Origin of the sequence: Chromohalobacter nigrandesensis (assembly GCF_023061285.1) — a bacterium.
Taxonomy (GTDB): domain Bacteria; phylum Pseudomonadota; class Gammaproteobacteria; order Pseudomonadales; family Halomonadaceae; genus Chromohalobacter; species Chromohalobacter nigrandesensis.
Window position 1 is genome coordinate 23,557 of record NZ_JAKGAM010000013.1, and the last position, 26,382, is coordinate 49,938.

General features: G+C 59.3%; 26 protein-coding genes and 1 pseudogene. 11 read left to right on the forward strand and 16 right to left on the reverse strand.

The window, feature by feature from the left end; genetic code table 11:
• Window positions 1–56: 56 nt before the first annotated feature.
• Window positions 57–1,355 (reverse strand): annotated as a pseudogene (locus tag L1073_RS14015) (2-oxo acid dehydrogenase subunit E2); the annotation flags it as partial.
• Between the two features lie 64 nt (window positions 1,356–1,419).
• Window positions 1,420–4,110, reverse strand: coding sequence for a pyruvate dehydrogenase (acetyl-transferring), homodimeric type (gene aceE / locus L1073_RS14020; protein ID WP_246900240.1), 2,691 nt, complete (start codon window positions 4,108–4,110; stop codon window positions 1,420–1,422).
• A gap of 138 nt (window positions 4,111–4,248) precedes the next feature.
• On the opposite strand from aceE, the gene L1073_RS14025 reads away from it, so the two are divergent.
• From L1073_RS14025 to L1073_RS14045, 5 genes are all read left to right on the forward strand, one after another.
• Window positions 4,249–5,142: a LysR family transcriptional regulator gene (locus L1073_RS14025; RefSeq protein ID WP_246900242.1), complete on the forward strand. Its 894-nt coding sequence runs from the start codon at window positions 4,249–4,251 to the stop codon at window positions 5,140–5,142.
• A gap of 60 nt (window positions 5,143–5,202) precedes the next feature.
• Window positions 5,203–5,667, forward strand: a complete 465-nt coding sequence (locus tag L1073_RS14030) for an NUDIX hydrolase (RefSeq protein WP_246900244.1) — start codon at window positions 5,203–5,205, stop codon at window positions 5,665–5,667.
• Window positions 5,668–5,799: 132 nt separating this feature from the next.
• Window positions 5,800–7,014 (forward strand): NAD(P)/FAD-dependent oxidoreductase, encoded by a 1,215-nt coding sequence (locus tag L1073_RS14035; protein WP_246900245.1) that lies wholly within the window; start codon window positions 5,800–5,802, stop codon window positions 7,012–7,014.
• A gap of 153 nt (window positions 7,015–7,167) precedes the next feature.
• Complete coding sequence (locus L1073_RS14040; RefSeq protein ID WP_246900247.1) at window positions 7,168–7,431, forward strand: helix-turn-helix transcriptional regulator; 264 nt, start codon at window positions 7,168–7,170, stop codon at window positions 7,429–7,431.
• The gene (locus L1073_RS14045; protein ID WP_246900249.1) at window positions 7,421–8,680 is read left to right on the forward strand and encodes a type II toxin-antitoxin system HipA family toxin; all 1,260 of its coding nucleotides are present in this window, start codon (window positions 7,421–7,423) and stop codon (window positions 8,678–8,680) included. Before L1073_RS14040 ends, L1073_RS14045 begins: the two co-directional genes overlap by 11 nt.
• 68 nt (window positions 8,681–8,748) lie before the next feature.
• Here the strand turns inward: L1073_RS14045 and L1073_RS14050 are convergent, their stop codons facing one another.
• The 4 genes from L1073_RS14050 to L1073_RS14065 all read right to left on the reverse strand — a co-directional run bounded on the left by L1073_RS14050 (window position 8,749) and on the right by L1073_RS14065 (window position 14,314).
• The gene (locus tag L1073_RS14050) at window positions 8,749–10,182 is read right to left on the reverse strand and encodes an NAD(P)/FAD-dependent oxidoreductase (protein WP_246900250.1); all 1,434 of its coding nucleotides are present in this window, start codon (window positions 10,180–10,182) and stop codon (window positions 8,749–8,751) included.
• Complete coding sequence (locus L1073_RS14055) at window positions 10,182–11,546, reverse strand: Na+/H+ antiporter NhaC family protein (protein ID WP_246900252.1); 1,365 nt, start codon at window positions 11,544–11,546, stop codon at window positions 10,182–10,184. The genes L1073_RS14050 and L1073_RS14055 overlap by 1 nt, the downstream gene beginning before the upstream one ends.
• Window positions 11,547–11,647: 101 nt before the next feature.
• The gene (locus tag L1073_RS14060) at window positions 11,648–12,937 is read right to left on the reverse strand and encodes an NAD(P)/FAD-dependent oxidoreductase (protein WP_246900254.1); all 1,290 of its coding nucleotides are present in this window, start codon (window positions 12,935–12,937) and stop codon (window positions 11,648–11,650) included.
• Between the two features lie 9 nt (window positions 12,938–12,946).
• The gene (locus tag L1073_RS14065; protein ID WP_246900256.1) at window positions 12,947–14,314 is read right to left on the reverse strand and encodes a glutamine synthetase family protein; all 1,368 of its coding nucleotides are present in this window, start codon (window positions 14,312–14,314) and stop codon (window positions 12,947–12,949) included.
• Window positions 14,315–14,502: 188 nt separating this feature from the next.
• Between L1073_RS14065 and L1073_RS14070 the strand changes: the two genes are divergently transcribed.
• On the forward strand, window positions 14,503–15,162 hold the full coding sequence (locus L1073_RS14070) for a GntR family transcriptional regulator (RefSeq protein WP_246900258.1): 660 nt from the start codon (window positions 14,503–14,505) through the stop codon (window positions 15,160–15,162).
• Between the two features lie 61 nt (window positions 15,163–15,223).
• On the opposite strand, the gene L1073_RS14075 is transcribed toward L1073_RS14070, so the two are convergent.
• Window positions 15,224–15,364: a DUF2256 domain-containing protein gene (locus L1073_RS14075; protein ID WP_246900260.1), complete on the reverse strand. Its 141-nt coding sequence runs from the start codon at window positions 15,362–15,364 to the stop codon at window positions 15,224–15,226.
• Window positions 15,364–15,978, reverse strand: a complete 615-nt coding sequence (locus L1073_RS14080) for a TetR/AcrR family transcriptional regulator (RefSeq protein ID WP_246900262.1) — start codon at window positions 15,976–15,978, stop codon at window positions 15,364–15,366. The genes L1073_RS14075 and L1073_RS14080 overlap by 1 nt, the downstream gene beginning before the upstream one ends.
• A 120-nt stretch (window positions 15,979–16,098) precedes the next feature.
• Here L1073_RS14080 and L1073_RS14085 point away from each other — a divergent pair, with 120 nt between their 5' ends.
• Window positions 16,099–17,106, forward strand: a complete 1,008-nt coding sequence (locus L1073_RS14085; RefSeq protein WP_246900264.1) for an NAD(P)-dependent oxidoreductase — start codon at window positions 16,099–16,101, stop codon at window positions 17,104–17,106.
• 4 nt (window positions 17,107–17,110) lie between these two features.
• Window positions 17,111–17,251 (forward strand): hypothetical protein, encoded by a 141-nt coding sequence (locus L1073_RS14090; protein ID WP_246900265.1) that lies wholly within the window; start codon window positions 17,111–17,113, stop codon window positions 17,249–17,251.
• A gap of 287 nt (window positions 17,252–17,538) precedes the next feature.
• On the opposite strand, the gene L1073_RS14095 is transcribed toward L1073_RS14090, so the two are convergent.
• Both L1073_RS14095 and L1073_RS14100 read right to left on the reverse strand, forming a co-directional pair.
• Window positions 17,539–18,360 carry a type IV toxin-antitoxin system AbiEi family antitoxin domain-containing protein gene (locus L1073_RS14095; RefSeq protein WP_246900267.1) on the reverse strand — a complete coding sequence of 274 codons (822 nt, stop codon included), beginning with the start codon at window positions 18,358–18,360 and terminating at the stop codon, window positions 17,539–17,541.
• Window positions 18,361–18,521: 161 nt separating this feature from the next.
• The gene (locus L1073_RS14100) at window positions 18,522–18,998 is read right to left on the reverse strand and encodes a LabA-like NYN domain-containing protein (RefSeq protein WP_246900269.1); all 477 of its coding nucleotides are present in this window, start codon (window positions 18,996–18,998) and stop codon (window positions 18,522–18,524) included.
• 166 nt (window positions 18,999–19,164) lie between these two features.
• On the opposite strand from L1073_RS14100, the gene L1073_RS14105 reads away from it, so the two are divergent.
• On the forward strand, window positions 19,165–19,851 hold the full coding sequence (locus L1073_RS14105; RefSeq protein ID WP_246900271.1) for a glutathione S-transferase family protein: 687 nt from the start codon (window positions 19,165–19,167) through the stop codon (window positions 19,849–19,851).
• Window positions 19,852–20,239: 388 nt separating this feature from the next.
• Here the strand turns inward: L1073_RS14105 and L1073_RS14110 are convergent, their stop codons facing one another.
• The 3 genes from L1073_RS14110 to L1073_RS14120 form a co-directional block, all read right to left on the reverse strand.
• Entirely contained in the window at window positions 20,240–21,244 is a 1,005-nt protein-coding gene (locus L1073_RS14110) for a virulence RhuM family protein/type II toxin-antitoxin system death-on-curing family toxin (protein ID WP_246900273.1), read from the reverse strand.
• 54 nt (window positions 21,245–21,298) lie between these two features.
• Window positions 21,299–22,246, reverse strand: a complete 948-nt coding sequence (locus L1073_RS14115; RefSeq protein WP_246900275.1) for a DUF808 domain-containing protein — start codon at window positions 22,244–22,246, stop codon at window positions 21,299–21,301.
• Window positions 22,247–22,518: 272 nt separating this feature from the next.
• Entirely contained in the window at window positions 22,519–22,722 is a 204-nt protein-coding gene (locus L1073_RS14120; RefSeq protein ID WP_246900276.1) for a cold-shock protein, read from the reverse strand.
• 315 nt (window positions 22,723–23,037) lie between these two features.
• Here L1073_RS14120 and L1073_RS17380 point away from each other — a divergent pair, with 315 nt between their 5' ends.
• Window positions 23,038–23,361, forward strand: coding sequence for a LysR family transcriptional regulator substrate-binding protein (locus L1073_RS17380; protein WP_486187680.1), 324 nt, complete (start codon window positions 23,038–23,040; stop codon window positions 23,359–23,361).
• A 126-nt stretch (window positions 23,362–23,487) separates the two neighbouring features.
• On the opposite strand, the gene L1073_RS14125 is transcribed toward L1073_RS17380, so the two are convergent.
• Window positions 23,488–24,147 carry an NADPH-dependent F420 reductase gene (locus tag L1073_RS14125; protein ID WP_246900278.1) on the reverse strand — a complete coding sequence of 220 codons (660 nt, stop codon included), beginning with the start codon at window positions 24,145–24,147 and terminating at the stop codon, window positions 23,488–23,490.
• A 121-nt stretch (window positions 24,148–24,268) separates the two neighbouring features.
• Here L1073_RS14125 and L1073_RS14130 point away from each other — a divergent pair, with 121 nt between their 5' ends.
• Window positions 24,269–25,141 (forward strand): LysR family transcriptional regulator, encoded by an 873-nt coding sequence (locus L1073_RS14130; RefSeq protein WP_246900279.1) that lies wholly within the window; start codon window positions 24,269–24,271, stop codon window positions 25,139–25,141.
• A 194-nt stretch (window positions 25,142–25,335) separates the two neighbouring features.
• On the opposite strand, the gene L1073_RS14135 is transcribed toward L1073_RS14130, so the two are convergent.
• Together L1073_RS14135 and L1073_RS14145 are read right to left on the reverse strand one after the other, a co-directional pair.
• A complete protein-coding gene (locus L1073_RS14135; RefSeq protein ID WP_246900280.1) occupies window positions 25,336–25,503 on the reverse strand; it encodes a hypothetical protein in 168 nt (55 codons plus the stop codon).
• Window positions 25,504–25,784: 281 nt separating this feature from the next.
• Entirely contained in the window at window positions 25,785–26,219 is a 435-nt protein-coding gene (locus tag L1073_RS14145; RefSeq protein ID WP_246900282.1) for a MarR family winged helix-turn-helix transcriptional regulator, read from the reverse strand.
• Window positions 26,220–26,382: the final 163 nt, after the last annotated feature.

Below are 26,382 nucleotides of genomic sequence, written 5' to 3' on the forward strand. Positions count from 1 at the left end.
TTGTTTTTTCAACAACCGTGCAGGGATGGGTTAGTACTGAGGCAAACGAGGCGAAATCACAGCAAAAGCGTTCTAATATCGCTCAGCGCCTGGGCCAAAAAGGCCGTGAAGCGTGCCGCATCGGCGCCGTTGACCGCGCGGTGGTCGTAGGACAACGACAGCGGCATCATCAGCCGCGGGGCGAACTCGGCGCCGTCCCACACCGGCTTCGTCTGCGCCTTGGAAACGCCCAGGATGGCGACTTCCGGGGCGTTGACGATGGGCGTGAAGGCAGTGCCGCCGATAGAGCCCAGGCTGGAGATGGTGAAGCAGCCACCGGTCATCTCTTCGCGCTTGAGCTTCTTCGACTGCGCCTTGCCGGCCAGTTCGACCGATTCCTTGGCCAAGTCGATCAGCGACTTCTGATCGGCGTTGCGGATCACCGGAACCATCAGGCCGTCCGGCGTGTCCACGGCGATGCCGATGTGCACGTAGTGCTTCTGCACCAGCGTTTCGCCGTCGCTCTTCAGGCTGACGTTGAACTGCGGGAACTTCTCGTCGAATTGCGTGACGTGCGGCACGTTGAGCCAACTGCGGTGCAGGTTGGTCGCGCCGGCTTTCATCAGGCGACCCATGGGCTTTTCCTTGACCTCGCCGAACTGGCTGAAGTCGATGTCCGGCACGGCCGGAATACCCGCACCGCCACTCGGCGCAGCGCCTTTTTCAGCGCCACTCGAACGCTGCTGAAGGGCGTTCTTGACGTAGCCCTGCACGTCTTCCTTCAGCACGCGCTGCTTGGGCCCAGTGGGCGTGACCTGGGCCAGGTCGACGCCCAGTTCACGCGCCAGCATGCACACCGCCGGGCCAGCGTGGACGCGGGCACCCACCGTCTTGTCGTCGCCGTGCTTGTGGCGTGCCTCGGGGCCCAGCTCACCCGCAGGTTCCTTGGCAGACGATGCTTCGGACTTGGGCGGCGCCGACTGGGTAGCGCTGGTCATTTGCTGACTGGCGTCTTTCTGACCGGCATTGGCTTTCTTGGCCGACTCCTCGTCTTCCGCAGGCGACTCGACACTTTCAGACTCGCCTTCCGCTAGCGTCTCGTCGGCGTCTTCCGCGTCGCCCCCTTCATCGGCATCCTCGTCCGCGATCTCCATCGTGCCGATCAGGTCGCCCTCGGAGACGCTATCGCCTTCCTTGACCGAGAGCTCGACGACCTTGCCCTTGTAGGGGCTGGGCACGTCCATGGAGGCCTTGTCGGACTCCAGCGTGATCAACGTGTCTTCCACGTCGACTTCGTCGCCTTCGCTAATGGCCAGTTCGATGACCGGCACGTTTTCGCTGCCGCCGATGTCCGGTACCCGTATCATTTCCTTACGCACTGTAGCGCTCCTCGTCCTTTAATCCGCTTTCACGTCACGTGGGCTCATACTCAGACGCGCTTCAGCTATCAAGCGGGTTAGGCGCGGCAGGATCGATGCCGTACAGCGTCATGGCATCGGTAACAACGTGCGGCGCTATCTCGCCACGTTCGGACAATGCCCAAAGCGTCAAGACAACCACGTGATAGCGGTCCACTTCGAAGAACCGGCGCAACGCCTCGCGCGTGTCGGAACGTCCGAAACCATCGGTCCCCAGCACATGAAAATCGCTCGGCACCCAGGCGCGGATCTGATCGGCATACAGGCGGATGGAATCGGTGGCCGCGACGACAGGGCCTTGACGATCGGCCAACTGGCGCTTCACCCAAGGCGCTTCCTGACGCTCGCCTGGGACCAGGAAACGTCGGCGATCATAGTCGAGTGCCTCGCGACGCAGTTCGTTGAAGCTGGTGACACTCCATACATCCGCAGCCACACCATGTGTGTCGTGCAGTATCTCGGCCGCTGCCTCGACCTCGCGAAGAATCGCGCCGCTGCCCAGCAACTGAACCCGAAGCTTACCGTCCTCGGCCTCTCCCGGATTCAACAGGTACATGCCGCGCACGATGCCCTTCTCGCAGTCGTCGGGCATGGCCGGGTGCGGGTAGTTCTCGTTCATCACCGTCAGGTAGAAGAAGATGTCCTTGCCTCGCTCATACATCTCCTGCAGGCCATGGCGCACGATGACCGCAACTTCATGGGCGTAGGCAGGATCGTAAGTACGGCAGTTGGGAATAACCGAAGCGAACAGATGGCTGTGACCATCCTGATGCTGCAGCCCCTCACCGTTGATCGTGGTTCGCCCCGCCGTGCCGCCTACCATGAAGCCCCGGCACATCATGTCGCCGGCGGCCCAGGCAAGATCGCCGACACGCTGGAAGCCGAACATCGCGTAAAAGAAGTAGAAGGGAATCAACATCGTGCCGTGGTTCGCATGCGACGTCGCCGCCGCGATCCACGACGACATGGCGCCGGACTCCGTGATGCCTTCCTCGAGGATCTGACCGGCCTGATCCTCGCGATAAAACATGATCTGCCCGGCATCGACCGGCTCGTATTTCTGGCCTTCCGGCGCATAGATGCCAAGCTGGCGAAACATCCCCTCCATACCGAATGTCCGCGCCTCGTCGGGAACGATCGGTACGATTCTCTCGCGTAGTGGCTTGTACTTGGTCAAGCCACTCAGCACGCGTACGAAGGCCATGGTGGTCGAGACCTCGCGCTCCCCCGTACCCTTCAGTTGAGCAGCGAAGGGTTTGTCCTCAAGCGCGGGAATCGGCAGCGTCTCGTGTTCGGTGCGCCGAGCGGGCTGAAAGCCATACAGACGCTCGCGACATCCCTGTAGATAACGCATCTCGGGCGAGTCCGGCGCCGGGCGGTAATAAGGCATGCCGCCGTCCTGCAATTGCTCGTCGGTAATCGGCACCTGAAAACGATCACGTAGCTGCTTCAAGCCCTCAGCCGTCATGGTCTTGATGTTATGAGCTTCCATGTCCGCCTCACCGTGCTCGCTGCCCATACCATAGCCCTTCACGGTATGTGCCAGAATCACCGTGGGTCGGCCATTGTCGGTCTCCATCACGGCACGATAGGCAGCATAGACCTTCCCCGGATCGTGTCCGCCGCGGATGAGCCCCTGGATTTCCTCGTCCGATAGAGAGGCGACCTGCTCCGCCAGCTCATCGTACTTGCCAAAGAAATGCTCGCGCGTGTAGGCCCCACCTTGCGCCTTGAAGTTCTGGTATTCGCCATCGACGGCTTCGTCCATGCGTCGCTGTAGAAGGCCGCTGTGATCGTCACTCAGCAAGCGGTCCCAGGTGCTTCCCCAGACGACCTTGAAAACATTCCAGCCGGCGCCACGGAAGGTCCGCTCCAGCTCGCTCATCACACTACCGTTGCCACGCACCGGCCCATCAAGGCGCTGCAGATTGCAGTTGATGACGAAGATCAGATTATCCAAACGCTCCCGGCTCGCCACGTTGAGCGCGCCCAACGTTTCCGGCTCATCGCATTCGCCATCGCCGAGAAATGCCCAAACCTTGCGTTGCTGAAGAGGCTGCAGCCCACGGTTATCCATGTACTTCATCAAACGCGCCTGATAGATCGCCTGAATCGGCCCCAAGCCCATCGATACCGTCGAGAACTGCCAATAATCCGGCATCAGGTAAGGGTGTGGGTAGGACGACAATCCCCCGCCTCCAACCTCCTGGCGAAAGCGATCCAGTTGGTCCTCGGTCAGACGCCCCTCGAGAAAGGAGCGTGCATAGATACCCGGCGTGATGTGCCCCTGGAAATAGATCAGGTCACCGGCAAAGTCTTCCGACGCGGCGCGAAAGAAGTGATTGAAGCCGACTTCGTAGAGCGTACAGCTCGACATGTAACTAGCCAGATGACCACCGAGGCTCTTATCCTTGGCATTGGCGCGCACCACCATGGCGACACTGTTCCAACGGACTGCCGAGCGAATCTTGCGCTCCAGCACCAAGTCTCCGGGATATTCTGGCTCTTCCCGAGGCGCAAGGGTGTTACGGTGGTGGGTTGCGAAACCACCCTCGAGCGACACCCCGCTTTTACCGGCCGCTTCAAGCAACCGGCTTATCATAAAACGTGTTCGATCCTGGCCTTCACAATGAGTCAACGATGACAAAGCATCCAGCCATTCACGTGTTTCAATAGGATCCGAATCGACAATGTTGCTGACAACGTCACTCATAATGTCGCGCCTCTTTCAAAAAAATAAAATCGATGAAACTGTATAAGAGGCTGGCCGCCTACTCCTTGAAGACCCTAATGTTGTACCCGGATGCTGACAACGCAGTAGAATTGGAAACACTTTCCCGGATTTGAACCTATGAACCTCGATTACCTCAAAGTCTTCGTCGCTATTGCCAGGCAGGGTTCGATCCTGGCAGCCTCAAGGGCATTGGCCATGCCCAAATCGACGGTGGCGCGTCATCTCGATCAGTTGGAAAGTCAGCTATCCCATCAGTTGGTCTTGCGGAATACTCGACACTTACGCCTGACCGCTGAGGGCCAGCGTCTATATCATCTGGCAAAAGACATCATCGGTGATTTAGAGGAAGTCGAGCATGAAATGAAGGACCGTCATGGCCGGTTGAGTGGCAAGATTACTGTCGCCATTCCTTCCGAGTTCGGTGTCAAATGGCTCAATGAAAGTATCGCCGATTTTGTGGCCGACCACCCGGACATCGCCATCGACTGCATCACCAGCATGGCGCCTCTCGATCCTGTCAGAAGGGATGTGGATGTCTCGATCTGCTACCACCGTGGCAAGCTATCCGATAGCGGCATGGTGGTTCGCCCACTGGTCAGCATGCGCAGTGCAGTAGTGGCAGCGCCATCGGTCATTGCTCGTCATGGCCGGCCCGCTTCGGTGCAGGCGCTCAGCCACTTGCCCTGTATCTCGACGCTGACGGCGCTACAGTCGAACCCCTGGCACTTCATCGATGCGGAAGGTCGAACCATCGCGCTGGACGTACCGACTCGCTATCGCGTTGATAGTAGTCTGATGCTCATCGCCGGTGCCCGCGCCGGTATTGGGTACGCCATTATTCCTTATGAATTTTGCCAGGAAAGTATCGAGTCAGGCGATCTCATCGAGTTGGCGCTCGACCTGAAGCCGGCACCACTGGAAATCGTTGCGATACACCCAGACCGGAAAAGTATTTCGACACGAACGCGTGCATTCGTCGACATCGTGGAGAAGCAATTGCTGGCACGCTAAATCCTCTAATGTCCTGCAACATAAAAACCATAACATCACCCTTTATACGCGAGTCGTTTAATGAAAAATCGTTCATCCCAACCAAAAGAATTATCTTTTCATCATCCCATACCGGCGACAATAGCAGCCGTCATTCGGGATGGTCATGTCTTGTTAGTACGTCGCAGAAACCCACCGGATGCTAACCACTGGGGATTCCCAGGTGGAAAAATAGATTTTGGTGAAACGGTTGAAAGCGCAGCATTACGTGAGCTTTACGAAGAAACGGGCGTACAGGCAAACGTTGCAGAAACTTTTACTGCCGTGAATGTATTTGATCATGATGACGCCGGAGAAACTAAACAGCACTTTGTGCTTATAGCGGTCTTGTGCCAATGGATTTCTGGCGAACCCATCGCCGGCGATGATGCTCTGGAGGCACGCTGGATGCCGATAGAAGGTCTAAAGAACCAGGAGTTGGCGTTAAGCCTTGATGTGGTTGAAGTGGCCCAGATGGCTGCCAAGCTAAACCATGCTTTCTCATGAGATAGAACGATTTTTCCTCTCGTGATCCGGCGGGAGAAGGCGCCAACTTTGCGTAATACAGCGATAGTCCAACCCACCACGTCATTCGCGTCTATCTTACGAAGACTGCCTTTCCTTGCTCACGGAGCCTGTATGGACCTCAAAAGCGGATATCCTTTCTGGGCGGTCAAGAACGGACTGCTACAGGCCTTTCCCAAGCTCGACCAGGACATGACCTGCGAGGTCGCCATCATCGGGGGCGGTATCACCAGCGCCTTGATCGCCGATGAATTGGCTCAGCATGGACATGATGTCATCGTGCTGGAACGCCGCGATGTGGGCTGGGGCAGTTCGGCGGCCAGCACCGCGCTGATTCAATACGAGATCGACACCCACATGACCGATCTCGCCGCACGCTACGGCGAGGCCGATGCCGTGCTGGCCTATCGCGCTTGCGCACAGGCCATTGAACGCCTCAAGACATTAGCCGACGCCCTCGGCGATACCGATTTCGCCATGCAAAGCAGCCTGTATTACGCCAGCGACGAAAGCGACGTCGAGAGCCTGCGCCGCGAATGGAAGATGCGCCGTCGGTACGGCTTTGCCGCTGATTGGCTAACGCAAGAAGCCATCTCGGAACGCTTCGGCTTCAGCGCTCCCGGCGCGATCCTGACGCATCTCGCCGCGCGCCTCGACCCTTACCGTATGGCCTACAAGCTGCTGGACCGCGTGCTCGGTGCCGGCGGACGGGTATATGACCGCACCGAAGTCGACAACGTCACGCCGCACGCACACGGCGTCACGCTCACCACTACCAGCGGCCACTCACTCGCCTGTCAGCATCTCATCGTCGCTGCGGGCTATGAAGCGCAAACCTGGCTCGATGACAACGTCGCCATCAACCGCAGCAGTTATGCCTTTATCACCGACCCCATCGCAGCAGACGTGCTGGGCGAACTCGCCTCGACACTGGTCTGGGAATCTGCGCGCCCTTACCTCTACATGCGCACCACCGGCGATGGCCGGCTGATGGTCGGCGGCGAGGACGACGATATCGATATCCCCGCCAAGCGTGATCAGCGCGTGGACCAGAAAGCCGAAACCTTGATCAAACAAGTGGAAGCGCTATTCCCTCATCTCTCGCTCAACCCCACGTTTTCCTGGGGCGGCACCTTCGCCGAAACCGATGACGGCCTGCCCTTCTTCGGCCCTCACCCGCAATACGGTGATCGCATCCACTTCGCCATGGCCTACGGTGGCAACGGCATCAGCTACAGCATGATCGGCGCCGACCTGCTACGTGCCCTGATCGAAGGCCGAGAGCACTCGCTGGCCGAGCTATTCTCCTTCCGGCGCGTGGGAGATTGACAAGCATCGAGCCACTAAAAATTACCGATCGGTCACTAACTGGCCATCAAGCCTCTCGTGGCGTTATAAATTACCGCTCAGTAATTATAATGCTGAAAGTCACGATATATGACGCTACACTTACCGAACGGTAATTCTAGATCAGGAACGTAAATGGCCCACTCCACCCCATCCAAAACATTTGGCGACCGCATTCGTCACAGCGAAGACCTCGGCAAGCTGGTACGCCAGGCGCGTGCCGAACAATCATTGCTACAGCTCGACTTGGCCGGACTGGCCGGCACCGGAAACCGCTTCATCGTTGACCTGGAGCGGGGTAAACCGACGCTGCAGCTCCAGAAAGTTCTGGATGTACTCGATCTCATGGGTCTCGAAGTCATCGTGCAGCGTAAGGGGACACATCAACATGGCGAGTGATGAAGTCCTGGATGTCTATCATGATGATTGCCTGGTAGGCAGGCTATACAACGCGCAGCCGCTGCGTTTCGAGTACGAGCCGCCATGGCAGGCATCTCCACAGGCTGTCAGTCTCTCCCCCTCGCTTCCACTGACCCGCCGTATCCATATCGGTGATGAGGTTGTCGCGTACTTCGAAAACCTCCTGCCAGAAGGCGATCTCCGGCATCATCTGGAAATCCGACACCACACCAGCACCCTCTTCGGGCTCTTGAAAGCCATCGGTGGCGATACGGCCAGCGGCTTTACCCTGATTCCTTCAGGCGAGGCATTGGCGACGCCCCGTTATCACCCTCTCCGCTGGAGTGCGCTGGCCGAGCACCTTCATCACCGAGAACGAGGCCCGCTACTTTCACAGCAAGGCGAGGGCGCTCGCATCTCGTTGGCCGGCGCTCAGGACAAGTTGCTGTTGATGCTAATGGAAGACGGCAGCCCCGCCATACCCGAAGGATCGGCGCCGTCCAGCCACATCCTCAAACCGGACATTCGCCGCCTGAGCGGTATCTGGGCGTCCGCCCTCAACGAGACGTTCTGCATGCAACTGGCGGCCAAGCTCGAACTCGAGGTGGCAGAAGCCAGCTACCAGCTGGAGACCCGTGCCTGCCTCGTTCGTCGCTACGACCGTGCTCCCGATGGTCGAGGAGGACTGCGAAGGCTGCATCAACTGGACCTCTGCCAGCTCAGTGGCGCCCCGTCGAGTATCAAGTACGAAAGCGATGGCGGCCCCGGGTTGGCGCGCTGCCGAGAGCTACTGCAACAGGCCGGTGTTCCTGCCAGGGACTTCCAACGACTCATCGGTTGGTTTTTCTTCAACCTGCTGATCGGTAACAACGATAGCCACGCCAAGAATCTCTCCCTCTTGCAGGCTGACGAAGGTCCGCGATTGGCACCGTTTTACGACTTGATGAGCACGACGCTCTATAGCGGCTTATCACGCCATTTCGCTTTCCAGGTTGCCGGTGAGAACAGGCCCGGCAGCATCGAGAAATCACATTTGGAATCTCTCGCCAGATCGTTGCGCTTCCAGCCACGTTACTTCATCAGGCAGGGACTCCAGCTGGCCGAGCGAATGCCCGCCGCCCTGGAGGCAACCCGTGCAAGCCTCGAGAAAGTCGTCCAACCCGGCACGGAACAGGTATTGCTAGAAAGACTCCATCAGCGACTGACGAGCAACTGTCGCAAACTCCCCGCCCACTGGTCGGCCGGCTAGAGTTGAGAGGCGTTCACTAATGGCCCAGCGCAGTTGCCAATGGGACTGGATAGTTGCCAGCTCGGCGATCATTCGATGATCGAGGCGAAGTAGTCGTTCATCCGCTTGAGTGATCGCTTGAGCAGTGGCGCCGATTTGCCACGACGCATCAACGACTCTTCTCCGGCGTAGCTGTAGGTGATCGCTTGTGCGGCTAGCCAGCGCAACGGCTCGGCCTCCCAGCGTTTGATCAACTGCCGATGACTCGCATTGGTAAAGGCCCACGGCATCCGCACCAGCTTAGTATCGCGGCCCAAGATCATGTCCGCCAATGTACGCCCGAACAAATGCGAGGCGGCCACGCCTTCGCCGGCATAGCCGCCGGCCGTGGCAAGACCGCTGGCGCGGTCGAAAATCGCATGTGGGCGGAAGTTGCGCGACAGGCCCAGCGAGCCGCCCCAGCCGTAGTCGATCCTGACACCTTCCAGCGCAGGCAGAAGATCGACCAGCAGATCCCGCCGCATACGAATCGCCTCGTCGCCGATCGCCTGGTCGGCCTTGGGCCTGGCACCGAGACGATAGTTGCCGCGCGCGCCGAAAACGATGCGCCCGTCGGCGGTGCGATGGCCATAATTGATCAGACGGCTAGCGTCGGAGAAGGCGAGGCGCTCGGACATACCGACCGCTTCCCACGTGGTGTCTGAAAGCGGCTCGGTGGCGATCACCAGACTCTGCACCGGAATCACGTGGCGTTTAAAGTCATGAAAGCGATCGGCGTAGCCTTCGGTGGCACAGACGACCGTCGGCGCCTCGACGCTCCCCTCGTGAGTGCTCACTACGTTGCGACCTAACTCAGTGGCACGGCTTTGCTCGTGAATCGTGACGCCGAGACGCTCGACGAGCTCAGCCAAGCCCGCTACCAGCTTGGCCGGGTTCAGCGTGGCGACTTGACGATGGTAGATGCCGCCGTAACCGTCGCGAAAGTGGGCCTTCTCCGCCAATTGCTCGGCCTCGAGCCAGTGGCAGTCCTCCTCGCTATGGCCGAGTTCATGGAGGTGGTGGAGGTAATCGCGCTGGATGGCGATCTGATCCCGATAGCGCGCGGCGGCGTAGAGCGCGCCGTCCTTGTTGAAATCGGCGGCGATCCCCTCGCGTGCGAGCACCCGGCCGATCTCGTCGACGTTATCGGCGACCACACCACAACACTCGCGCCGCTCTTGCAGTGGCAAGCCACCGATATGCCGCTCCAGGCCGGCCAGATTGCCTACCACCCAACCACCGTTGCGCCCGGAGGCGCCATGGCCGACGCGTTCCGCCTCGAGCACGACGATCTCCAGCTCGGGGGAAAGCCGCTTCAGGTAATAGGCAGTCCACAGCCCGGTGAAGCCGGCACCGACGATGGCGACATCGGCCTGTACATTACCGGCCAGGTGCGGGCGCGATGTCGGCTGCTCGGCAAGCGTAGAGGCCCAGAAATTGCAACGCGCATCGTCGTGCATGGCGTACTTTCTAGAATCAGTCATCACATATACCCCAATACCAGGTAGCCTGCGGCGGCAATACAACCCGCCAGGGCCGCATAAGGCAGTTGGGTAAAGGCATGCTGGAACGGTGTGCAGCCACTGGCTTGAGCGGTCAGCACCGTGGCATCGGAGTAGAAGCACGCGTGGCTGCCGAAGGTGCTGGCGGAAAGCGTGGCGCCGATCACCAGGGTCATGTCGGCCCCGAGATTCTGGCCCAGCACGGCGACGATCGGCAGGATGATCACGAACACGCCCCAGTTGGAGCCGGTGGCGAAGGAAACGAAGCCCATCACGGTAAAGATGATGAACGGCAGCATTTGCGCGCTGACCAACGGCTCGACCGTGGTGATGACATAGTCGGCGAGGCCCAGCGACGTATTCACCTCATTGAACAGGAAGGCCGCGACCAGCACCGCCAGAGCATCCAGCATCGACTTGAAGCCTTCGAGTATATTGTCGAACGTCTCGCTGGGTGAAAGCTTCTTGAACCCGATGAAGGCCACGATCATCCCGGCCAGGGTAACGAAGATGCCCATCAGGAAATCGAGATCGAACCACCAGGTAAAGAAGGCTAGCGAGGCCATGGGCAACAGGAAGGACCAGATACTGCCTTTCGAGTTGGTTCCCGCTTCGAGGTGGGCGATTTCAGCGTCGATGTGTTCGGCACCGGGAGGCACGCACTGCCCCTGCCCTTCGGCACGCTGCTCGGCCTTCTTCATGGGGCCGAAAGCGGGAATCCAGCGAAAGATGAACATCGGCACCAGGATCACGGCGACCCAAGGATAGAACATGAACGGAATGGCCTGGATGTAGGTCCACACACCCTGACCGTCCTCCGCCACGCCGTTGCTCTCGAGCAGCGCGCCGAAGAAGACTGCCCAGGTCGATATCGGAATCAGCACACTGATGGGCGCCGCAGTGGAGTCGATGACATAGGCCAGCATTTCCCGGGATGTCTTGAAGCGGTCGGTGACCTTGCGCATCGAGGTGCCGACGGCCAAGGAGTTCAGGTAGTCGTCGACGAACAGGATGATGCCCATTACCCAGCACCCCAGCAGTGCGCGAGGCTTGTTGGTGGTATAGCGCATCAGCTTGTTCGCAAAGGCCCGGGAGGAGCCGGACTTGAGCAGCAGCGCGATGATACTCCCCATCAAGCCACAGACCATGATGACCCAGGCGACGTCCTCGTCGGTCATGACCGTAAGCAAGTCATCGGTGAGGCTGCTCAAGGCATTGCCTGGGTCGATCATCAAGGTTCCGATGAAGGCCCCCAGTACCAGGGGTTCGAGAGCGCGGCGGGTCCACAGCGCGAGTATCAGGACGATTGCCGTGGGCAGCAGGACCAGCGGGGTGTCATATTCCATCGTGTCTCACCTCAGCGGAGTTGTTGTTGTGCCTTCGTGGATGACGGGAAGCCGAATTGTCGGGCGCAAAAGCGCCGCTATTTCAGTTTTTCGAGTAATTGCTACTTCAGTTTTTCGAGCAACTGGTAGTACCACATGCCGGTGGCAAGCAACGCATTGCCCAAGCGATCGTTGAGTGGAACGCGGACGTGGCGAACATGGGCAAAGGCATCGAACTCCTCGAGGCTGCCGGCGACCGCGTTGGCCATGATCTCGCCGACGATGTGTGAAGTGGCAATGCCATGGCCCGAGTAGCCCTGGGCGTAGTAGACGTTGTCGGAAAGCTTGCCGAGCTGCGGGACACGGTTGATGACGATGCCCGCCATGCCCTGCCACTGGAAATCGATGGCGATGTTCTTGAGTTGTGGAAAGGTGCCTTCCAGGCGTGGGCGCAACTCCGAGGCGATGTCTTGTGAATCGCGCCCGGAATAGTTGGCGCCACCGCCGAAAAGCAGACGTTTATCAGCGGTCAGCCGGTAGTAGTCGAGTACGAAGCGGGTGTCGTAGACGGCCAGATCCTCCGGGTCGATGGCCTGGACCTGCGCAGGCGACAGCGGCGTGGTGGTCACGATGCCCAACGCCGCCGGAAACAGCTTGCCCTTGAGCTGCTTGCGCTCGAGCCGATGATAGGCGTTGCCGGCGAGGATCACGCTGTCCGCCCTGACGCGGCCATGCTCGCCGATCACGGCGGGCTGTTCGCCATGCTGGATGTCGACGACCGGCGAGTGCTCGAAGATCAGTGCGCCCAAGGTTGCCGCGGCACGTGCCTCGCCGAGGCACAGGTTCAGCGGATGCAGGTGCATGTTGTAGTCGTTGCGGATCGCGCCGTGGTAGAGCGTGGTACCGACGACACCGCGAACCGCCTCGGCATCGAGCCACTGCACATGCTCGCCGATCGCATGACGCTGCGATTCCTCGTAGTCCTGGCGCAGCGCCTTCACGTGGCTCGGTTTGTAGGCCGCCTGCAGATGGCCTTGCTTGAGATCGCAGGCAATAGCGTATTTCGCTACTCGCTCGCGGATGATCTGATGCCCGCGCCAGCGCAGATTCCAGACGAATTCCTTGGCGCCCTCGCCCAGCGTACGCCGCATCTGTTTGGCCATGGCATCCTGGCCGGAGAGGCTACCGGTGACCTGGCCGCCGTTGCGCCCGCTGGCGCCCCAGCCGATCTTGTTGGCCTCGACGATGGCGACGCGATAACCGCGCTCGGCCAGTTCGACCGCGGTGGCCACACCGGTGAAGCCGCCGCCGACGATGGCCACGTCGACCCGGTGCTCGCCCTCCAGACGCGGATAGTCAGACTCCTCGGCGACCGACGCGGTGTAATAGGAAGCGCAGCGTTCCTGGGGCATGTCTTCTCCTTAGAGCCGGGTGAGATACGTCTGGCGGTCGATGTCGGTGACCATGGCCAGCAGGCGCTGGGCCTCGTGCCGTTTCACCTTGGCGTAGAGATCGCGGTACTCGGTACCGAGGATGTCGGCCATGGCCGGCGAGGCAGCGAAGCGCTCGATGGCGGCGAGCCAATCATGGCTCAGACACTCGGGACGCTGTGGTGAATCGGCTTCATCCTCGATGGCGGGCGGCGGGGCGATGCGTTGCTCCAAGCCATGTAGAACGCCACCGAGCAGCGCCGCCGCCACCAAGTAAGGATTGGCATCGGCGCCGGCCACACGATACTCCAGGCGAGCGCCGGGGCCGCACCACTCCGGCACGCGCACCGCCGCGCCGCGGTGGTCGCGCCCCCAACTGCACTCGATCGGTGCGAAATTATCGGGCTGGAAGCGCCGGTAGGAATTGGCGTGAGGAGCGAAGATCGCCTGGGCGTCGAGCAGACTATGCATCACGCCGCCCATGGCGGCTTCGAGATGCCCAGCGCCGTTATCTTCATCGAGAATGTTGGTGCCATCATCGTCGATCACGCTGACGTGCAGGTGCATGCCGGAGCCGGCCTGCTCGGTGTAGGGCTTGGCCATGAAGGTGCTGGACAGACCGTGGCACTTGGCGGCCTGGGCAACGAGGCGCTTGAAGTAAAGCGCATCGTCGGCGGCAGCCAAAGCATCCGGGCGATGCCACAGATTGACCTCGAATTGGCCGGGGCCGAACTCGGCAATCAGCGTATCGGCGGGGACCTGCTGGGCGTCGGCGAAGGCACGAATGGTCTCGAGCACCTCACCCAGCGATTCCATGGCGTCCATTTCATAGAGCTGCAAGCCCTTGGGCACGCCACCGGGACACAGCGAGGCGGGTGGCATCGGCTTCAGTGCCTGCCGCTCATCGGCGTCGAGCAGGTAGAACTCCAGCTCGATGGCGATCACCGGCGTCCAGCCGTGCTGGCGAAAGCGCTCGACCACGGCGGCCAGGATGGCGCGCGGATCCATGAAACTCGGCGCCCCATCCAGATCGTGCAGGGTGGTGAGAATTTGGTGGCCATTGGCCCATGGTAGTGGCGACAAGGTGCGTTCATCGGCGTGGCAGACGCCATCCGGGTCGCCGATGGACTGCGATAGCCCGGTGAGGGCGTCGTTGTCCTCGCCCCAGATATCCAGCGACTGCGTCGAAAGCGGCAAGCGGACCTGCCCGGCCAGCACCTTGTCGAACTGGGCGGCGGGCACCCATTTGCCACGCGGAATTCCATTCATGTCGACACAGAGCACGTCGACCCGCTTGCTGACAGCGTCTAGCCGAGAGCGCTCGGGACCGGGAGCGCGTTGCGAAGATGATTGCGTCATGGATCGATCTCGATAGTGTATTGTTCTGAGAATAGTGTGATCACACGCGTGTGATCACACTAGCAGAGGCCTGCCAGGCTCACAAGGCACGCATGGCAGTCGTGATCGCCCAACTGCGTTAAGATAGGTCGTAGAGCCTCGCCGGCACCGTCGCCCCTGTAATAAGCGAAATGACAATGGCAAACGGCATGACCACGGAACGAACCGCCCATCGCGATGCGTTTTCACCCGATACCGCCTCGACGCGCCTGCACCGGGCTCTCCGCGTGCGGTTATGCGAAGGGGACTTCACGCCGGGTGAAGTGATCTCGATCCGGCGTATCGCTACAGAATACGGCACCGGCACCATGCCAGCCCGCGAGGCGATACGCTGGCTGGTGACCGAAGGCGCGCTGATATTCTCCGACAGCCGCAAGATCATCGTGCCCGAGCTGAGCCATGACCGGTTTCATGAAATCCTGTTCGCCAGAAAGAATCTGGAAACCGAGGTGTCGCGCCAAGCCTTCGACAAGATCGGCGCCACCGACATCGAAGCACTGGAACGAATTGATGAGCAGATCAACACCGCCATCGCCCAGGGCGACCTGGTCAGCTACATGCGAGGCAATTACCAGTTTCACTTCCATATCTACCGCCTGAGTCACTCGCAGGTACTGCTGCCATTGGTCGAGATACTCTGGCTGCAATACGGCCCCAGCATGCGCTACATCTGCACGCGCTGGGGGGCATCGAGCATCGCCGACGATTATCATCGCGAAGTGACCCAGGCGCTCAGACGCGGCGACCTCTCGGCGTTCTGCCAAGCGATCGCCGCAGATATCGAACAGGGCATGCTGCTGCTGGAATGACGGCGGCTCACACGGCAAGCGCGCCCTGAAACGGTAATGCGCGGCAACCGGATGGCTTACATCACCCCCTCTTCTCCCGCCGACACCGGGCCGAGCAGTAGACGACATTCTCCCAGTCCCGCGTCCACTTCTTGCGCCAGGTGAAGGGGCGTTGGCACACCGGGCAGATCTTGGTGGGAAGGTGAGGTTTGCGATGCGGCATCAAGGCGTCTCCTGAAGCCCACCCCGGATCAGCACGGCAAATGCTTGTGACGCATCAGCTTCACTGCAATGACCGCGCACCATGGCCGCCGAGAGCGCGTCTCCCGCGCCGATCAAGCCGACGCAACGGCGTTCGAGCTCAGTATCCTCAAGCGCGCAGTAGGGTCTCATCGCAGCCGCGAACAGTTGAACATAGCCATCGAGCAGTTCCTGATAGACCGCCTCTTTCTCTTCGCTTCCCGCCAGCGCGGCGCCAATGGCATGCCACTCGCCGCTAGTGTCGGCATGACAATGCACGTGAGCAGCCGCGAGCAGTGACGCAGTTTCCTCGAAGCTCCGGCCATCGGTCGTCAGCGTTTCACGAAGCGCCTCCGATTGCTGGCGATCGATCAGCCTGTATAGCGCGATCAGAAGCTTCGAGCGCGTCCCGAAGTGATCATAAGCGACCGGCTTGGAGACGCCGGCACGCGCTGCCAGATAGCCCAGCGTCAGTCGATCCGCGCCCTCTTCCCGCACGATCTGCAACGCCGTATCGAGTAATTGATGCCGCCGCTCGGGCCCGGAGAGCCGCCGGGCGCCCGTTTTCTGTCCTGTCTCGCTTGCACTGCGCTTCACGTTCTCTCCTCTCTCTTCCAACTCTTCCAAGCTCTCCGGCAAATTGAAAACCTACCACGAGTAGGTTATGGTTCAAAAACCTACCTTTAGTAGGTTAACTCTCGATCTGGAGAAACAAGCATGACACTCGACCCCATCCTGCTCATTGGAGGCGCCGGTATCGTCGGCCGCCACGCGGCCCGCTTCCTGCGCGAAACGTATCCGGAACTTCCCCTGCTGATCGGCGGACGCGATCTCACCAGAGCCCAGCAAGCGGCCGCCGGTATCGGCAACGCCGAGGGCGTGGCGGTGGACCTCTCCGCGCAAGACCTCGGCCTCGGCGCACGCCCGGTCAGCGCCATCGCGATTTTTTTCACCGACACCACCACTGCCGCGCTTCAATTCGCGCAACGTCGGGGCGTGCCCTATCTCAGCGTATCCCCCGCCATGATCGAAATCGGCCCCGACATCGCCGCCTATATGCACCGACCTAATGCTGCACCGATAGTGCTGGGTACCGAATGGCTGGTGGGAGCGACGACGATTCCCACGCTCGAGTTCGCCAAGACATTCCGTCGCATCGACACGCTTCGCATCGGCGCCTTGATAGACGAGCAGGACGAAGGTGGCCCGGCCTCCTTCGATGACCTGGAACGTCAGACGCAGGCCCTTCCCGCCGTCCAGGCACGCCGCAACGGTGCCTGGGTCTGGCGCAGCGGCGACGATCTCGAGACCCGTTTCCGCGCAGCCGATGGGACGATGCTGCAAGCGACCGGACTATCCCCTCACGATGTGTTCGGCCTCGCCACCGTGACCGGTGCATCCAACGTCGAATTCAACCTGGCCATCGGTGTCAGCTCGAGCCGCCGCCGTGGCGAGTCGATGTCCACCGAGATCATCATCGAACTCGAAGGCGAGGATCAGGCAGCGCAACCGTTACGCTCACGCCACGCGGTGACCCATCCCGAAGGGCAGATGCCGCTGACGGGGCTCGGGGTCGCGCTACTCCTCGAGAGGCTCGTCGGTCTCGATGGCAAACCAGCCACGCCACCCGGGCTCTACTTTCCGTATCAGCTACTGGATCCCGCCGTCTACTTCGAGCGCTTCGAGCAGGCCGGTGGGCAGGTAGTGGAGCTCGACGTGCGGTAACGCCATGGACTCACCGGCACTGTTCACCGAGGACATGGTGGAATTCGCCACGGAAGCCGCCGACCGCGTGCGCCGCGACCATGGGCTATTCCGCGAGGACCACGTACGAGGCGCGTTCGAGCAGTTGGATATCGTGCATCGGTGAGATGGGTAGACAGCCGACGGGTCCGATGCACCATGGGATGCTCCGCAGACTTATCAGGTCGCGGAAAATCGCGCCAGAGCCTGATTCAGCTGGAGTCCGTCCTCGCGTCGCTTCTGTGCTGAACGCCGAGCCAAGTTCTGCAGCTTGCGTTTGACGCCGGGCAGTTCACGGGCTTGAGGCAGTCCAATCATAGCGAAGTCCGGCTGTTCATTTTCAACGGAAAGCGCGGTTCCTGGGCCAGCATCGGCAGAATATCGACCAGCAACTGGACGCGATCGGTGTAGCGTTTATCCCAAGTGCTCATCAAGGTCCCTCGGCAGCGTGATCTGATAAGTCGGATGCAGACGGCCGCCGGGCATCAGAACGCGTTTGCCGCTGCCGAGACCCACCCTGTCCAACGGGACTCTGCGCAGCCAAGCATGCTGATACCGATCCGCCAAGGCGAGGAACAGACGCTTGGCCTTGATGCTGCGGCAATGGCGCAACAATCCCGCGACGCGCTTCGGTCTCAGTGTCGCCAGACTCTGCATAAGCGCATCGGCTTCGTAGACCAGCGCCGCACCGGAAGGACCATCACACAGTTCCAGTATCGCCCGCTCCGGTGTAGAACAGACGAATGGCTCCGCACCGGCGAGCATTTCATTCCATTCCAACCCCTGTTCGCGAAGGGTGTCACTCTGCATCTCTACAGTGAAATGGGGTAGCTGCCAATCGAAGGGTGGCTTACCACAGAACACAAACCGCTCTAGCAACGCCAACTCATCAAGCCAACCTGGCGGCCGAACTGGCCCATAAAGTGTCACCGTGGCGGCTTCGCCCAGACGTAGATAATGTTCATGCCCATGCATTGCCAGCGCGAAACGCCCACCAACATACAACGGCAGGCCCTCTCGCTGTTGCAGGCTCCTCATCACGCCTTGCCACTGCAGCCGTCCGCCCTTTCGCTGGTAGACACCGCGCGCCGGTGACGCCAGCCAACCGCTGGCGACATAACGCGCCACCAGGCTTCTCGAATAGCCATGTGCCTGCAACCAGCGGCTGGAGACCAGCTCAGAGTCTCCCAGACTCGCTAGCAAGCGGTTTATTTTTTGGTTTTTTTGCTCACTCATAGTGAATAAAATACGCCTTTAACAAACTTTGTCCAGTGGACGTGAGGTTTACTAAAAACATTTTATGCTCACTTTTAGTGAGCATAATCACCATTTTTTAAACCTCGGGCGCGACCACGCACGAGGCGCGTTCGAGCATCTCGACTGGGTGCATCAGTGAATCACCCCAGCAGCAGGTCGCCCTCGATGGGTATGAACTGGCTCGCGGCGTTGATAAGGGAATTGGCGGTGAGTTGGGGCACGCCGTAAACCTCGACACGCTTGCCATGCACCTCGCGGATCTTCTGCGCCAGCAGATCGAAGTCGCCATCGCCGGAGACTAGTACCACCACATCCGCCTGTGCCGCGTATTCGATGGCATCCAACGTGATACCCACATCCCAGTCGCCTTTGGCGGAGCCATCCGCACGCTGGATAAACGGCTTGAGCTTAACTTCGAAGCCGATTGATCGGAGGATATTCTGGAACTCACGCTGCTTGGCGTCGCCTTTGTCGGTGGCATAGCAGCGCGCGGCCAGCACCTCCCGGTTCGCCGTTATCTTCGCCCAGAACCGACGGTAATCGAAGTGTTTGCCGTAGGCGTCACGCACGGTGTAATAGACGTTCTGGGTATCCACGAAAATGGCGACGCGTGTCATGGCAAGGAGATCCCCGGCAGGCATTGAAGCGCAAGCCCCGGAAGGCCAACGTTGGCTTGAATCATGATACCGTGCGACTACTGCTTAACAAACTCGAGCTAGACTCGTGCCGGTAATTCGACCCCGTTCGATTGTCCAAGTCTCGTCCTGGCTCAGGAGAATACCTGTGGATTACCAGCTCTATATCGCCAACAAGAACTACTCCTCCTGGTCCATGCGCCCCTGGGTGCTGATGACAGCCTGCGACATCGCGTTCGAAGAGATATTGACGCCCTTCGCAGGCACCGCAATCCAGCATGCGTTCAGGGAATTTTCGCCCACCGGCAAGGTGCCCTGTCTCAAGCACAACGATGTGCTGGTCTGGGACTCCCTGGCGATCGTCGAGTATCTGGCAGAAGCGCACCCGGGCGTATGGCCGGCGGATAAGCAGGCACGGGCCTGGGCACGCTCGGCTTGCGCAGAAATGCACTCGGGCTTCATGGCCCTGCGCGACGAATGCTCGATGAACTGTGGCTTGCGGATCGAACTGGGCACGCCGAGCCCGGCGCTGGAGAAAGACCTGACGCGGCTGGCGGAATTATGGGCGGAAGGCCTTGATCGCTTCGGTGGGCCCTGGCTCGCCGGTGAGGCGTTCGGTGCCGTCGATGCGTTCTACGCGCCCGTGGCGGTTCGCTATCGCACCTACGGCCTAACTCTCTCGGCTCAGGCCAGCGACTATGCGGAGCACTTGCTCGAGCACCCGGCGGTTCGCTCATGGGTCGAGCAAGGCATCCAGGAGCCATGGCGCGATGAAGCGCACGAACAAGACTGTCTGCGCGGGCGCCGTATCTTGGCCGATTTACGTCAGGTCTGAAGCGATGTGTGCCTTCTATTCGCTACCTACGCTAGTGGTACTGGCGCACCACGCCCGACGCTGACGGCCGTCGGCGTCACCTGGCTTTATGGTTGCGATTTTGAAATCAAGGTAATAGCGACGCTACCGGAATCAGCTACCGGTTGAACTGAAACCGCAAGATCAACACAAAGGTGTTGGGCTTCATTCATGTGCAATGCAGTCCCGGGATGACCGTCTTCCATGCGTCGGACCGTACTCAGTGATGTGCCAATACGCTGCGCCAGGCCCTCCTGCGTCAACCGACGCATGCGACGAGCCATTGAGAGATCATGATCGAGATTATTCAAGGCACGCGCCACGGGGGCGGCATCGCGACTGGCGTAACGACATCGAAGGCTTCGATGATTCAAGCGGGCGCCGTATCATCGGCGAGCATGTTCATGATCAGCCGGATCATCGTCTCCTTGTTGGCGGGGTCGGACTCCGCCACCAGCAGCGTCAGCGCGGCCAAACCGACATCGTTGATCACGGGCTCTCCGGTCGATGACAGCAGGCGGTCATTACGGTGCAGGAAGTCGACGAACAGAAACGCCGCACTGCGTTTGTTGCCATCGGCGAACGGGTGATTCTTGATCACGAAATAGAGCAGATGCGCGGCTTTCGACTCGATACTCGGATAGGCCGACTCGCCGAAGACGGACTGATCGAGATTGCCTAGCAGTGAGGCCAAACCATCGCCTCGATCTCGCGCAAACAGGTCGGTGGCCTCTCCCCGTCCTATCAATTCGGCTTTCAACTCGCCCAGCGCGGCTCTCGCTATTTCCAACGAAGGAAGCTGGCCGCCCTCCTGAACGTCGGGATCGCTCAGCAGCCCTTCGTCATAGCGCTGCAACAGCAGAAACGTCTGCGCATAACGCGCGACGATATCTACTAACCCACGACTGCCCGACACATCCAGCGCCGGGCTATGCGCCGCCTTGCGCACCAGCGCCATTGCCGCCTCCAGCTCGCGCGCATTGGCTTCGAAGCGCTGTTGATGCAGCGTCCAGCCCTGGATGAGGTGCTCCCGAAGGACGCGTGTGGCCCACTGGCGAAAGCGGACCGCCCGCCGTGAATTGACGCGATAGCCGACAGAGATGATGGCATCGAGGTTGTAGTGCAGCCTCGCACGCTTGACCTTTCTATCCCCTTCAGTCTGAACTTGTAAGAATTCCTTACAAGTTCCCTCCTCCACCAACTCTTCCTCAGCGTAGATATTTTTCAAGTGGATCGTGATGTTCTGCGGCTTGACGTCGAACACCTCAGCCATCTGCCGCTGCGTCAGCCATACGGTCTCGCGCCCTTCGTCCAGACGCACGTCGACCGCCTTATCGGCATCCTCGTAAATCAGGATTTGTGATTGTTCGCTCATGTCGGCCAGGTCCCGGTGCGTTTACCAGCATTGACCATAGCACGAGACTCGTACCTATTCGGCCTTCGCCTTCCTGGAGGGGATAAAGTGCAGCACGCCCACAACAACCGAGCCCACCAAAAAGCCAATCACCGCAGAGCACAGCGTATTGAAGCTCCAGCCCAGCACGCCGCCCAGGCCACCGGTCGCCTCGCCGATACCCTGCTCGAGATGGTGTACCCACGCATAGGGCGCATTGAGCCAGCCCGTGCCATCGGCGCCCAGATTGACCAGCAGGATATGCCCGCCCACCCAGAGCATGGCGACAGTGCCCACGACCGAGATGACCGTTAGCACCTTGGGCATGGCAGTCACCAGACTCCGGCCCAGCGTCTGAATGCCCGAGCTATCCCGCTGGGCGAGCTTCAGGCCGAGATCATCCATCCTGATCAACAGCGCCACCACGCCATACACCAGAAGGGTGATGAAGAACGCGACCACCACCAGGCTCGCCAGCTGTGACCAGAACCCCTGATGGGAGACGGCGGAAAGCGCAATCACCATGATTTCGGCGGACAGAATCAGGTCGGTCCGAATGGCGCTACTGACGATCTTTTTCTCGGCCTCCGGCCCCTTTTCGACCGACGGCTTTTCATCATCATGCCCCCCGGAGAGCTTGTGCCAAACCTTCTCCGCGCCCTCAAAGGCCAGGTAGGTACCACCCCCCATCAAGATGATCGGCAATAGCCCAGGCAAGAAGTGATTCAGCAGCAAGGCCACCGGCAGGATAAAAATCAGCTTGTTGCGGATCGACCCCAGCGCGATCTTCTTCACGATCGAGAGTTCACGCTCCGCTGTCACCCCCTGCAAGTACTGCGGCGTCACCGCCGTATCATCGACCACCACCCCGGCCGCCTTTGCTGTCGCACGCCCAGCGGCGGCACTCACATCATCCAGTGATGCTGCGGACAACTTCGCCAACGCGGCAATGTCATCCAGTAATCCGATCAAGCCGCCAATCATGGAAGCCTCCTGCATAAATGAAAGTGAAGATAGTAAAGCACATGGCTGCTGCCGGGGATCTCAGGAACGTTAATACCGCATGAGCCTAGCGTTAGGGAAGAAAGTTCATAATGCACGGTGGGAGGTGGTGAGGCAGGTAGTGAATATCGCGATGCTGAAAACTCAAATCCGGCAACATCTCACGTTTCTGACACACAGAAACACCAAAGCCCGCCGAAGCGGGCTTTGGTGCTCGAAGCCTTGCGGCTCGAAAGCGTAGGCTAACCCGGAGGTTATGCAGCCTGAACGCTTGAAGCCTGAAGGCCTTTCTTGCCCTGAGTCACGTCAAACGAGACTTGTTGACCATCCTGCAGGGATTTGAAGCCGTCAGCTTGAATTTCGGAGAAATGGACGAACAGATCGTCACCACCTTCGGCGGGAGAAATGAAGCCAAAACCTTTAGCGTCGTTAAACCACTTAACTGTACCAGTTGCCATGTTCGAATTCCTTAGCGCGAAAGCGCTTTTACTACGGTTGCCGGGTGCTACCCCAGATGAAGTGGGCAAAACAAGGGGATATAACCAGGCTACCGAATGATTCGATTACAACTGACATATGCGACTTGCTAACCAACTGAATGCATCATGTCATGTTGGTTCGGGAGCGTCAATGGGGGAAGTCGCTATAAAGCCCAGCAAGGCGGTATGGCGAGCGGCACCGTGCTCGGCGAGCGCTCGGTGACACCCTATCTGTGACCATCCCGTATCGTGCTATGCGCGGCGCGCGTCTGCGCAAGGTATCGCCTTTGCTGAATCGCCACACAACCGTTCATCCACGCCACTGGCGACTGCGCCGTGAACGGCCAGAGCTTGGCTCAAGATGCGGGAGTGGAATTAACGGATATTCGCGTGACGGTGAGAGACTGGGCTAGTGCCTGTGCGTTAGTACGTGAAGGGATGGGGATCGCCGTGGTGCCAGAATCCATGTTACCCGCAGATAGAAAGGGATTGCGCGTGCTGCCGTTTGCACCATCGATAGACCGGAGGTTTGGACTGGTTGCACCAAACTCGCTAGCGACCAACCTACCCTTGAACACGTTCTGGCAGCATGTGGCAAAAGCCACCAAGCAAGAGTAAGCCGGTCTTGAGGTATTAACCCGTTGCGCACAGGGCCCAACACAACGAAACGTCCGCCCGATGCCTCAACCATTGAGCCTGATCTCGAAGCCGATCGAGCGGAGGATATTCTGGAACTAGCGCTTTTCATCGACGCCATGATCCTTCAGGCATATCGATGTCGCGTTGCGCCTCCGCCAGCGCCTGCCGTAACCCCTCCCGATCAAACGGTATGCAATAAGCCGGCTTGGCGCGTTCGAAGCGCCAGCTTTCCGTCAGCGAGCCGGCGTCGAGCACATCGAAGCCGAACTGGCGTACCAAGGTCGCGACGCTCTCCTTGGCCGCATCATCATTACCCGCTATCGGTAGAGCGCGCCGGTTTCCCGACGGCAACCTCTGCCCACCCTTCTCCAGATCAGATGCCAGGATAGCGTTGAATACCTTCACGATGCGGGAATTTGGCAAATGCTTTGCCAATAGCCCACTCGTCGTTGCCCGGCGTTCATCCAGCGCCGGGATTGGCCCGTCCCGGTCCGGATAATAATTGTTGGCATCCATCACGATCTTATCGCGTAGAAGCTCGGCCGGGATACTGGCGTACTGGCGCAAGGGGATGGCAATCAATATGATTCCGCTGAAGTCGCTGGCCTCTTGCACAGTTCCAATCTTTGCTCCGATACATTGCGGAATTTTGCTGAGCGTATCTGGCCCCCGCGAGTTGCTAATCATGACGTCGTGACCTACCGCAATCGCGAGGCGTGTCACCGCGCGTCCTATAGAGCCCGCACCTATAATACCGATTCGCATGTCCCTCTCCCGTACGCTTGAAGATAAGCTGTACTTTATACTTCCACCTACACGTGATAAATATATTTATATCGACTTAACTATAAACTGAGAATTGATAATGCTAGACCGACTAACGAGCATGGCTATCTTCGTGCGGGTCGCCGATCTCGGCTCCTTTACGGCCACCGCCGCGGAGTTTGGTCTGTCGACGCAGATGGTTTCCAAGCACGTTATAGCCCTAGAGCAACGACTTGGGGCACGCCTGTTACACCGCACCACACGCCGGCAGAACTTGACTGAGATCGGACGCATTTATCATGAGCGCAGCCAGGCGATCCTCGCAGAAGTCGAAGCAGCCGAAACGCTGACGGAACAGGCCCGGACCACCCCACGAGGTTGTCTCAGGGTCAACGCGCCCGTCACATTTGGCAGTCAAGGACTAGTTGGCCTCCTTACTCGCTATCTCCGCGAATATCCGGAAGTAGAAATCGACCTCACCTTGTCGGATCGTGTGGTCGACCCTATCGAGGAAGGTTACGACGCCGTTATCCGGCTTGGCCCCGTCAGCGACAGCACCACATTAGTGGCACGTCCACTTACTCCCTACAGGCTCATCGCTTGTGCCTCACCTGCCTATTTAAAAGAGCGTGGTGAACCTGAGACACCAGCAGATCTCGCCAAACATGAGTGCCTGGGGTTCTCCTATTGGTCCGGCACATTGGGTAGCCAGTGGTGTTTCAGTCGCGACGGCTACGCCTATCACGCACCCGTGAGCGGACGTTTACATATCAACGACTGGAAGGGGCTGCTTAATGCAGCATTGGAAGGGTTTGGCATTACATTGGGCTACGAAACTGCGTTGGCCGAGGAGTTATCTGCTGGACGCCTGATACGTCTTCTACCCGACTACGACGGACCAATGCGGCCAATGTACCTCCTTTACGCCGCTGACCAGCGCATGACACCTAAGCTGCGTCATTTCATAGATGATGTAGTAAAGGAGTTCGCTTGAACGCCTAAAAAGCTTTCCATGTTCGGCCGGCCAACAACTACCCCACCGACCGTTTCGCCACCTACCCAGCGGACGAAGGGATCGGCCCGAGGGGCCACCGCCTACACGGCGTAACCCGCACTGGCTCGATACAACAAAAAAGCTCGCCTGATGGCGGGCTGTATGAGGCCTGATACGTACTTCGCGGTTCGTACCTATTCGGTCTGCACCTTCCTGGAGGGGATGAAGTGCAGCACGCCCACAACGACCGAGCCCACCAGAAAGCCGATCACTGCAGAGCACAGCGTATTGAAGCTCCAGCCCAGCATCCCGCCCAGGCCACCGGTTGCCTCGCCAATGCCCTGTTCGAGATGGTGTACCATTCATATACCGGTGGCATATTAGCGCGCGGTCAGCACCTCCCGATTCGCCGTCCCCTCTCCCCCAGAACCGGCGGTAATCGAAGTGTTTGCCGTAGGCTTCGCGCACGGTGTAGTAGACGTTCTGGGTATCCACGAAGATAGCGACGCGCTTGGCTTCAGGGCAGGGGCTGGATGGTTCGCTGGATTTCATCAACGAAAAGGTCACCGTTCAGCGACTTGCTGGCAGGGGCCCACGCAATACGGCAGGTTATTGAAGCCGAGGCATGTCAGGCTTCAATGGGCTACGCTGCCGCCTCTTGGATCATTTTGCGCAGACCAGCGACGATATCGCTATTGGCTGGCTGGCTGCCGGCTTCGTCAAGGGCGGCCTCAAGAAAAGCATCGTAGTCCTTACCAGCTTCTTCTTGAATTTGCCTTCCTCGACTAGTGATTACGGTATAGACCCCACGCTTGTCATCAGGACACATGTCACGGATCGTGTACTGGTTGCGTTCCATGCGTTCGACCAAGCGTGTAACGGAACTCTGGTTCAGCCCCAGGCGGTTGGCCAACTCTTGCATGCGAAGCTCCGAGTCCGGCGCCATGGACAACAGTTGCAAAGCGCGATACTCGGTCAGGCCAAGACCATGCTCACGTTGTAGCGCCTTCGCCACCTGGTTTTCGACCGACTCGAAGATATTCCTCACCTGCTGCCAAACTACCGATTTCGGTGGCATCTTTGTCCTCTTCCTAAGCTGTCAAATTTTTCGTTATCCTGTTAACTAAATTACTTGTACATGCATACACTACCTGAATTCTTGCCTGCAGGCCAGTCTGAGGCTCTGTGCTTGTAAGCGATTTACATCGATACACGTGCGAAATATCTTAGTTTTTCTCCTT

What these genes read in the sequence shown, in the direction of transcription:
- aceE (WP_246900240.1), bottom strand. Translation starts at nt 4,110, where the DNA reads ATGAGTGACGTTGTCAGCAACATTGTCGATTCGGATCCTATTGAAACA.
- L1073_RS14025 (WP_246900242.1), top strand. Translation starts at nt 4,249, where the DNA reads ATGAACCTCGATTACCTCAAAGTCTTCGTCGCTATTGCCAGGCAGGGT.
- L1073_RS14030 (WP_246900244.1), top strand. Translation starts at nt 5,203, where the DNA reads ATGAAAAATCGTTCATCCCAACCAAAAGAATTATCTTTTCATCATCCC.
- L1073_RS14035 (WP_246900245.1), top strand. Translation starts at nt 5,800, where the DNA reads ATGGACCTCAAAAGCGGATATCCTTTCTGGGCGGTCAAGAACGGACTG.
- L1073_RS14040 (WP_246900247.1), top strand. Translation starts at nt 7,168, where the DNA reads ATGGCCCACTCCACCCCATCCAAAACATTTGGCGACCGCATTCGTCAC.
- L1073_RS14045 (WP_246900249.1), top strand. Translation starts at nt 7,421, where the DNA reads ATGGCGAGTGATGAAGTCCTGGATGTCTATCATGATGATTGCCTGGTA.
- L1073_RS14050 (WP_246900250.1), bottom strand. Translation starts at nt 10,182, where the DNA reads ATGACTGATTCTAGAAAGTACGCCATGCACGACGATGCGCGTTGCAAT.
- L1073_RS14055 (WP_246900252.1), bottom strand. Translation starts at nt 11,546, where the DNA reads ATGGAATATGACACCCCGCTGGTCCTGCTGCCCACGGCAATCGTCCTG.
- L1073_RS14060 (WP_246900254.1), bottom strand. Translation starts at nt 12,937, where the DNA reads ATGCCCCAGGAACGCTGCGCTTCCTATTACACCGCGTCGGTCGCCGAG.
- L1073_RS14065 (WP_246900256.1), bottom strand. Translation starts at nt 14,314, where the DNA reads ATGACGCAATCATCTTCGCAACGCGCTCCCGGTCCCGAGCGCTCTCGG.
- L1073_RS14070 (WP_246900258.1), top strand. Translation starts at nt 14,503, where the DNA reads ATGACCACGGAACGAACCGCCCATCGCGATGCGTTTTCACCCGATACC.
- L1073_RS14075 (WP_246900260.1), bottom strand. Translation starts at nt 15,364, where the DNA reads ATGCCGCATCGCAAACCTCACCTTCCCACCAAGATCTGCCCGGTGTGC.
- L1073_RS14085 (WP_246900264.1), top strand. Translation starts at nt 16,099, where the DNA reads ATGACACTCGACCCCATCCTGCTCATTGGAGGCGCCGGTATCGTCGGC.
- L1073_RS14090 (WP_246900265.1), top strand. Translation starts at nt 17,111, where the DNA reads ATGGACTCACCGGCACTGTTCACCGAGGACATGGTGGAATTCGCCACG.
- L1073_RS14095 (WP_246900267.1), bottom strand. Translation starts at nt 18,360, where the DNA reads ATGAGTGAGCAAAAAAACCAAAAAATAAACCGCTTGCTAGCGAGTCTG.
- L1073_RS14100 (WP_246900269.1), bottom strand. Translation starts at nt 18,998, where the DNA reads ATGACACGCGTCGCCATTTTCGTGGATACCCAGAACGTCTATTACACC.
- L1073_RS14110 (WP_246900273.1), bottom strand. Translation starts at nt 21,244, where the DNA reads ATGAGCGAACAATCACAAATCCTGATTTACGAGGATGCCGATAAGGCG.
- L1073_RS14115 (WP_246900275.1), bottom strand. Translation starts at nt 22,246, where the DNA reads ATGATTGGCGGCTTGATCGGATTACTGGATGACATTGCCGCGTTGGCG.
- L1073_RS14120 (WP_246900276.1), bottom strand. Translation starts at nt 22,722, where the DNA reads ATGGCAACTGGTACAGTTAAGTGGTTTAACGACGCTAAAGGTTTTGGC.
- L1073_RS14125 (WP_246900278.1), bottom strand. Translation starts at nt 24,147, where the DNA reads ATGCGAATCGGTATTATAGGTGCGGGCTCTATAGGACGCGCGGTGACA.
- L1073_RS14130 (WP_246900279.1), top strand. Translation starts at nt 24,269, where the DNA reads ATGGCTATCTTCGTGCGGGTCGCCGATCTCGGCTCCTTTACGGCCACC.
- L1073_RS14135 (WP_246900280.1), bottom strand. Translation starts at nt 25,503, where the DNA reads ATGGTACACCATCTCGAACAGGGCATTGGCGAGGCAACCGGTGGCCTG.
- L1073_RS14145 (WP_246900282.1), bottom strand. Translation starts at nt 26,219, where the DNA reads ATGCCACCGAAATCGGTAGTTTGGCAGCAGGTGAGGAATATCTTCGAG.